This window comes from Lamprobacter sp. (assembly GCF_034860625.1).
Classification (GTDB): Bacteria; Pseudomonadota; Gammaproteobacteria; order Chromatiales; family Chromatiaceae; genus Lamprobacter.
Genome location: NZ_JAYESN010000173.1, coordinates 1 through 7,117, shown reverse-complemented (window position 1 = coordinate 7,117; position 7,117 = coordinate 1). Strand labels below are relative to the sequence as shown.

The 7,117-nt window shown below is 59.5% G+C and carries 9 protein-coding genes; all 9 read right to left on the bottom strand.

The features are described from left to right. A partial coding sequence (locus VBE63_RS22955; protein ID WP_323685339.1) for a methyltransferase domain-containing protein occupies positions 1-777 on the bottom strand: 777 nt, incomplete at its 3' end. A 93-nt stretch (positions 778-870) separates the two neighbouring features. After that, a complete protein-coding gene (locus VBE63_RS22950) occupies positions 871-1,620 on the bottom strand; it encodes an SDR family oxidoreductase (RefSeq protein ID WP_323685338.1) in 750 nt (249 codons plus the stop codon). A gap of 5 nt (positions 1,621-1,625) precedes the next feature. Beyond that, positions 1,626-1,886, bottom strand: coding sequence for a helix-turn-helix transcriptional regulator (locus VBE63_RS22945; RefSeq protein WP_323685337.1), 261 nt, complete (start codon positions 1,884-1,886; stop codon positions 1,626-1,628). 1 nt (position 1,887) lies between these two features. Then, positions 1,888-2,169, bottom strand: a complete 282-nt coding sequence (locus VBE63_RS22940) for a type II toxin-antitoxin system mRNA interferase toxin, RelE/StbE family (RefSeq protein ID WP_323685336.1) — start codon at positions 2,167-2,169, stop codon at positions 1,888-1,890. A 34-nt stretch (positions 2,170-2,203) separates the two neighbouring features. After that, on the bottom strand, positions 2,204-2,440 hold the full coding sequence (locus VBE63_RS22935) for an acyl carrier protein (RefSeq protein ID WP_323685335.1): 237 nt from the start codon (positions 2,438-2,440) through the stop codon (positions 2,204-2,206). A 17-nt stretch (positions 2,441-2,457) separates the two neighbouring features. Next, complete coding sequence (locus tag VBE63_RS22930; protein ID WP_323685334.1) at positions 2,458-3,135, bottom strand: hypothetical protein; 678 nt, start codon at positions 3,133-3,135, stop codon at positions 2,458-2,460. Positions 3,136-3,141: 6 nt separating this feature from the next. After that, positions 3,142-4,725, bottom strand: a complete 1,584-nt coding sequence (locus tag VBE63_RS22925; protein ID WP_323685333.1) for an amino acid adenylation domain-containing protein — start codon at positions 4,723-4,725, stop codon at positions 3,142-3,144. After that, positions 4,712-5,491, bottom strand: coding sequence for a WbqC family protein (locus VBE63_RS22920; protein ID WP_323685332.1), 780 nt, complete (start codon positions 5,489-5,491; stop codon positions 4,712-4,714). Before VBE63_RS22920 ends, VBE63_RS22925 begins: the two co-directional genes overlap by 14 nt. Positions 5,492-5,504: 13 nt before the next feature. Beyond that, complete coding sequence (locus tag VBE63_RS22915) at positions 5,505-6,611, bottom strand: DegT/DnrJ/EryC1/StrS family aminotransferase (protein ID WP_323685331.1); 1,107 nt, start codon at positions 6,609-6,611, stop codon at positions 5,505-5,507. Positions 6,612-7,117 lie beyond the last annotated feature (506 nt).

Genomic DNA, 7,117 nt, shown 5'->3' with positions numbered 1-7,117 from the left:
TACTCCCCCAATAATCCATTCGAGATTAACCTTTCTGCAAGAAACTGGTAAATGCCGAAACGGCAACATGTACTTATAATGTGGATTAGAGTTCATTAGAATTTTCCCAAACTCGGTATCCCGTAACCACTCGGGCATACTTTCGTCGCCAATGACAACTTTTCCTCCTTTCTTAGTAACGCGGTTCATTTCCTCTAGAAATTTTTTTATATCTGAAAATGTATTGAGTCCGCCAAAATGAAATGCGGCATCGAAGTAATTATCAGGATATGGTAACCAGCATGCGTTGCCTAAATGATAGATGACAGGCACATCAATATTTTCTAGTTTTGGAAAGCTTTTTTCGAGTATTGAATGACATAAATCCTGGAGATGGAGTTCAGCATGTTCCGACAGATATTTGGCTATAAATACTGAGTCTCGTCCTGTGCCAGCTCCAACTTCCAGTACTTTTGAAGATGGTTGGAGATTTAGCTTTGCAACCATTGCAGATCTAACTGCAGCTTCATCTTCGTTAAAAGTACGAAATGTGAGGGGTAGGTACTCATCGTAGACATCAGCGTTAGCATCGTACCAACTTTTGCTCTCTCTATCTGTTATAGATAACTCTGCTGGATATGTAAAGTCGGGTAGACTATTTTTTACCTGATAGCAATTACCGCAGTTACAGATTAGCTCTCCATTTATTATATGCCCTTCTTTTTCGTTAACTATTTTTACTGTGAGGGGGCCTTTGCAGGCAGGGCAAACAAAGCAATTTTTTTGCGTGTAATGCATTTTAAAGCCAGTTAGGAAAAATGATAAAGGATAAGGTTGTTTAGATAGTATGGTGTTTTTTTAAGGAGATTGTGAATCGTGGGCTTTTATGAATTAAAGTCGCAACCCTCCGTCTAGTTCCAATACACGTCCATTGAAATAATCTGCTTTCAAGATCCAAAGCAGCGCCTCGACCACTTCCTCGACCTGCCCCATGCGCTTGAGCGGCACCTGATCGATCCAGCGCTGGAGTTGAGCGGCTTCAAGCGCATCGGCGGCACCCTGAGTGTCGCAGAAGCCAGGGGCGATAGCGGCGACGCGAATACCCAAGCGACCGAGTTCCTTAGCCCAGACAACAGTGAGGGCTTCAACGCCAGCCTTGGCGGCGGAGTAGGCGCTCTGCCCGGCGTTGCCACGGGCGCTGATGGAGCTGACATTGACGATGACGCCTCGGTTGCGGCGCCGAACCATATCGGCGGCGACGGCGCGGGTGAGGTAGAAGACGCTGTTGAGGTTGACATCCATTACTTGCTGCCAGAGGTCGAGCGGGTGACGCGGGTCTTGGCGGTCGAGCGGGTTGATCAGCGGTGCGCTGCGCATGATGCCAGCGTTGTTGACCAAGACCTGGATGCCGTCGAATGCGTCTGAGACCTGGCTGACAGCCTGTTCCACCTGGGCCGGGTTGGCCACATCGCAGGTGATCGCGAGCAGTGCAGGATGGGTCGCGGCGAACTGCTCAAGCCGTTCGCAGTCGCAATCGAGCGCGGCGACACGGGCGCCTTCGGCGAGCAAGCGCTCGGCAAGGGCGCGGCCGAAGCCGGCGGCGCCGCCGGTGATGAGTGCTGGTTTCTGGCGAAGATCCATTGGCTCTAAGCGGCCGATTCCTGCTTGATATCCCAGGCCGGAAAAGCCAAGGCACCGGGGTGGCATTTGAGCGTGCGAGCGAGGGACTTGGCCTGCTCGATGTCCAGGGGCGAGCGTTCGGCTTCGATGGCAACCAGCGCCGCTAGGGGCAATCCGGCGCGTAAGGCGAGTTCTGTTTGACTCAATCCTTGAAGCTCACGCAGGATGCGCACGGACTCCCCGGGCGAGACTTCGATACTGCGCGTGGCTGGGTGAAATTCGCTCATGTCACTTTCTCCGGTAGTCATGTGGCGTGATACTCACAACCGCGACCTGTGCCAGTTCGTTTTCGAGACGGTAAATGACCCGGTATTGATCGTTCAAGCGGGATGAACGGTGCCCCTGCCATTGGCCATGCAGGGATTCGTCGTGAAATCCGCGAATCATCTGGATGCCAGTCGGCCCGGAGAGCGTCATGATGTCCTTCCATTTCTGGTAACGTTTGACGATTTCGACCGGCAGACGCCTGATTTGGTGGGCGATCTGGCGGTGTTCGAGGATATCCCACATCTTGAAGCAGGTGATGACACCGTTGTGCCTACTCTCAATTCGTCTCGGCGCCGACTTTGTTCGCGAGTAAGGCACGGATCGCGGCGACCGAGGTCAGATCCGCGATCTCGTCGCCTGTTAGGCGCAGATCGTAGGCCGACTCGATGGCTAGGATCAACTCCATGTGTGACAGTGAATCCCAGGTCGGGATGTCGCCTAAGCGGAGTCCGTCAAGCTGGACGGGGTCGCTGAGCTTGAAGGTGCGGAGAAGGATGGGGTCGAGATCAGGCATGAGGCTTTGCAGGTTGTTCACAGGCGGAAGCAGGCCGAGAGGCGGGAGAATTGATCGACATTGAGTCGATGCGTTTCGGTGTCTGGCGCGATGACGACGGTGCCGGCGGGCAACGGCTTGCTGGTGAGGGTGTGGGCGCCAAGCAGGCAGCGCTCGCCGAGGGCGATCTCATGTCCAATGGTGGCATTGAGGCCAACAAAGGTGCCGGCGCCCAGGCTGCTGGCGCCGCCGATAGCGCAACCACCGGTGAGCCAGCAGTGGTCGCCGATGTGGGTGTGGTGGCCGATCATGGCGCCGCCCCAGACGAAGACGTCATCCCCCAGGGTGACGGCGGGTTGAATGGCGGCACCATCCATGACGATGCTGTTCTCGCCGAGGCTGTAGTCTCCCAGGACGTGCGGACTGCGGTACTTGGCGAGCCGGTAGCCTTGCGCTCGCGCCCAGGCGACCTTGTCGGCCCGCAGTTGGTTGATGCCTTGGTAACCGAGGGCGACGAAGAGCGTGTGTTCGGCAGGCGGGTAGGCGGTTGGCAGGTCGTCGGCGGTGATCAGGGGTTTGCCGAGAAAGGTCTCGCTGGTGCGAAACAGCGTATCGCAGGCGTAGGCGACGATGCGATAGTCGCTGTCGCGCTCGAAATAATAACTGGCGGCTTGGGCAATCTTGCCGGCGCCGAAGAGGATGAGCGGTTGTGCCATGGGTGGTTATCCTAGGCTCGGTTGCGGCTGGTTGCCTTGCTCGGCAATCGCCAGACGATTGATCTTACCATTGCGATTGCGCGGCAGGCTGTCGTAGTAGGCGAAGCGCGTGGGTAGCATGTAGGCCGGTAGGCGCTCGGCAAGCTGGGCCTGTAGCTCGGCTTCCGACAGGTTGGTGCAGAGGGCGGCAAGGATGGTTGGTCCGCCTCCAGCGATGTCCGCTAGGGCGACGCAGGCGGCTTCGCGCACCTTGGGGAGGGCGGCCAGCGCGGCCTCGATCTCGTCGAGCTCGATGCGATAGCCCATGCGTTTGATCTGCCGATCAGCGCGTCCGACGAACTGCAGGACCTGTCGTTCCGCGTTCCAGCGCACCCGGTCGCCGGTTCGATAGAGGATATCGCGATAGGCGTTGTGGGTTGGGTTTTGCACGAAGGCGGCGGCGGTGCGCTCTGGGTCGCGGTAGTAGCCGAGCGCGATCTGCGGGCCGCCGAGTAGCAGTTCGCCGACCTCGCCTTGTGCAACTGGGTGGTCTTGCGCATCGACGATTAGGCCACTGAAGTTGGCGGCAAGCGGGCCGAGCGGTAGCAGTTCCTCGCCAGGGAGATCGGCCGCTTGCACCGGGTAGCTGGAGCAGATGCAGGTGCCCTCGGTGGGGCCGTAGACGTTGATGAGCGCGGTGTGCTCGCCAAGCTGTTGGTGGAGTTCGCGCAGGGCCGGCTTTGGGAAGCCTTCGCCGCCAAACAGCATGCGCCGCAGCTGGGGGAGGTCGCCAGGCTCGAGCGCGCGCAGGCGCAGCATGTAGACCAGGAGCGATGGCACTGAGAACCAGAGGGTGCAACCAGCGGCGGCGACCGCTTTGATTAGATGGCGTGGGTTCTTGGTCAGCGCTTCGCCCATGGGCGCGAGTGTGGCGCCGGCTAGGAGGGCGCCGTAGAAGTCGAAGACGGCGTTGTCGAAGTGCATCGGGTTGATGTTGGTGAGCACTTCGTCCGGGCCGATGTGCAGGTCTTGCTGGCACCAGCGGGTGAAATTGAGCAGGCTTTGCTGGGCGATGACGACGCCCTTGGGGGTGCCGGTGGAGCCTGAGGTGAACATGAGGTAGGCCGGGGTGTGGCCGGGTACGCGGTGATCGGCTTGGGTTGGCGCTAGGCTGCGCAGCTCGGCGTGGTGGTCGTCGGTGCCGTAGTGCAGGGTTGGTGGCAGGAGGTGTTGCGCCTGCTGCGCGGCTGATTGCAGCGCCGCGAGCGTGGTTTGATGCGGGTCGGCATGGGCGATCAAGGCTGGGCGGGCGGTGGCCAGCATGGCGCGCAACCGTGTCGGCGGGCTGCCGGGGTCGAGGTTGGTGTAGAGCACGCCCACGCGGAGACAGGCGAGCATCAGCGCGTAGGCGGTTGGACTCTTGTCGTGGAAGATGGCGATGGCATCGCCGAGCTTGATGCCGCGCGCTTGCAGCCAGGTTGCCCAGCGTCCGCTGAGATCGTCGAGTTCGGCATAGGTGAGCCTGTCGCCATTGGCGAGTTGCAGCGCGATGCGGTCTGCATGACGCTGGGCGACATCGGCGAAGGCGAGTCCGAGGTTAAGGCTGTTCATGGGAGATCAGATCATACGCGGGCAGTAAGGCTCGGGTGCCGTCGATGCCGATGCACATGAGGGTGTCGATGATCGAGAGATGGGGTTCAAAGACGTCGCTGAGCTGATGATAAACCGGTGTGCGGGTCTGTAGAAAGCGCAGTTCGAGCCCTTGGGCGGCAAAGGCCTCAGCTTGGTAGAGGCGCTGTCCGTTGATGGGGTTGATGTACAGCGTCGCGCGTTCCTGCTCGCAGCGCGCGAGGATGCGGGCTTGTGCATCGGGCGCGGGCGGCTGAGGCTCGCTGCTTGCGCGTTTGAAGCGGGTGCTGAGACCAAGCGCTGTTGCGAGTGTGCGCAGCGAGTCATCGAGCCAGTCGATAAGCCAGGGGCTGGGGTTGTGGACGAGCGGCTCGATCAGTGCCTTGGTTTCGCTGTGATGGGGTGCCTTGCCATAGGCGTGCGCGAGGGATGACAGCCATTTGCGCCGCCAGGTGGTGATGCTGTCGGCGAGGCGCAGGTCTTTGATGAGTAAATTTTGGCTGGCGTTTGCCAGTGGCAGGGTGAAGAGCCAGGGCGCACCGTTGACCAGCAGGCGGTTGCGATTGATCCAGCCGCGCTTAATGTAGGTGACGTTGTCGTAGAAGGCGAAGGTATCGACCGCATGCATGAGCTGAAAGTAGCCCAGATAGGGGAACAGGTAGGGCTGCATGATGGCGAGGCGGTGCGGTTTCTCGTCTGCCTGCTCGCCTTCGTTGTTTCCTTCTGACGCTGCGTCCGGCTGTTTCATGAAGAGGGCCGGGTTAGGGTATCAGCAGTTGGATAATACGGCTGAGGTCGTCGTCGCTGAGCGCTGGATACATCGGTAAGCAAATGACGCGCTTGCTGATCTCGGTGGCCACCGTCAGGTCAGTCGCTTGCACCGACGGTAGGCCGCGGTACATCGGGAATTCGGTGATGAGTGGATAGAAGTAACGGCGGCCGTGAATCTCCTCGGCCTTGAGCTTGTCGTAGAGCTGATCTCGGCTCAGTGGGTAGGCATCATCGACCAAGATGGGGAAGTAGGCATGGTTGTCGACAACTTGGCTGCCGCGTGGGAGTAGACGGATGCCGGGGGTGGTGCCCAAGCCTTCGCGGTACTGACCGTCGATGGCGTGTCGGCGCGCGAGGGCTTGATCGACATGTTTGAGTTGCAGCAGGCCCAGTGCGGACTGTATCTCGTTCATCTTGCCGTTGATGCCGCTGGCAACCACGGTGGTTTCGCCAACGAAGCCGAAGTTTTTCAGATGGTCGATGTGCTGCTTGCTCTTGGCGTCTGGGCAGATGATGGCGCCGCCCTCGCAGGTGTTGAAAACCTTGGTGGCGTGGAAGCTGAGCACCGAGAGGTCGCCATGACGCAGGATGCTGCCGCCTTGGTCCTGCACGCCGAAGGCATGCGCGGCATCGTAGATGACCTTGAGGTTGTAGTTGTCGGCGATGGTCTGGATGGCCTCGACGTCGCAGGGGTTGCCATACACATGCACCGGCAGGATGGCGGTGGTGCGCGGGGTGATGGCGGCTTCGATGCGCTTGGGGTCAAGGTTGAGGCTGTGCGGGTCGATGTCGACGAACACCGGCTGAATCTCGTTCCAGAGCAGGGTATGCGCGGTGGCGACGAAGGAGTAGGGCGTGGTGATGACCTCGCCGCTGATGCGCAACGCCTGCAGTGCCGTCAGCAAGGCCAGCGTGCCGTTGGCGAACAGTGCCAGGTGCTCGACGCCCAGATATTCGGCCAGCGCCTGCTCCAACTGCTGGTGGAACGGGCCGCTGTTGGTGAGCCGCTTGTTGGCCCAGATATGCTCCAGGTAGGGGATGAACTCCTCTAGCGGCGGCAGGTGGGGTTGGGTGACGTAGAGGGGTTTGTTGCTCATGAGGGTGAGTCTATCGGCCGTTGCTGGGGTGGACGCCCACGTTGTCTGCACTGACAGTCGTTGTTGAGGTCGGTACCCTAGCAGCAGGTGCGCGCGGGTGCACGGTTGCCATCATCGAACGCTGCATGCCAACGTGTTTTATCGGCTGTTGCTGGGTGTTCTTGAATGGTCACCGACTTCAACCCGGCGCTCAACGGCATCCAAGATCAGGTTCCAGCGCGTTGGCGTGCGCCAAGGCCTTATTGCGCACGGCGGCCGGCGAAATGCTCGTACCAGGGGAAATGCTGTACCTGCGCCCCACAGCCAGCGGCGATGTGCTGAGACGAGGCCATCCGCAGCAATCCTGAGGCGATTCTCCAGCGGTTCGATCCTGAGGATCGGCTCAAGGGGCTTGATCCCGCCACCATCGAAGCCTGGTTAGCCAAGCAGAAATCAAACAACGAACATTCTTGATGCGGTCCCGTCAGAGGGCGAGGCTCACCGCAAACAGCATCCGGATGCCAAAC

Bases quoted from the DNA above. Each gene is read 5' to 3' on its own strand.
- VBE63_RS22950 (WP_323685338.1), bottom strand. From the start codon at position 1,620: ATGGATCTTCGCCAGAAACCAGCACTCATCACCGGCGGCGCCGCCGGC.
- VBE63_RS22945 (WP_323685337.1), bottom strand. From the start codon at position 1,886: ATGAGCGAATTTCACCCAGCCACGCGCAGTATCGAAGTCTCGCCCGGG.
- VBE63_RS22940 (WP_323685336.1), bottom strand. From the start codon at position 2,169: ATGTGGGATATCCTCGAACACCGCCAGATCGCCCACCAAATCAGGCGT.
- VBE63_RS22935 (WP_323685335.1), bottom strand. From the start codon at position 2,440: ATGCCTGATCTCGACCCCATCCTTCTCCGCACCTTCAAGCTCAGCGAC.
- VBE63_RS22930 (WP_323685334.1), bottom strand. From the start codon at position 3,135: ATGGCACAACCGCTCATCCTCTTCGGCGCCGGCAAGATTGCCCAAGCC.
- VBE63_RS22925 (WP_323685333.1), bottom strand. From the start codon at position 4,725: ATGAACAGCCTTAACCTCGGACTCGCCTTCGCCGATGTCGCCCAGCGT.
- VBE63_RS22920 (WP_323685332.1), bottom strand. From the start codon at position 5,491: ATGAAACAGCCGGACGCAGCGTCAGAAGGAAACAACGAAGGCGAGCAG.
- VBE63_RS22915 (WP_323685331.1), bottom strand. From the start codon at position 6,611: ATGAGCAACAAACCCCTCTACGTCACCCAACCCCACCTGCCGCCGCTA.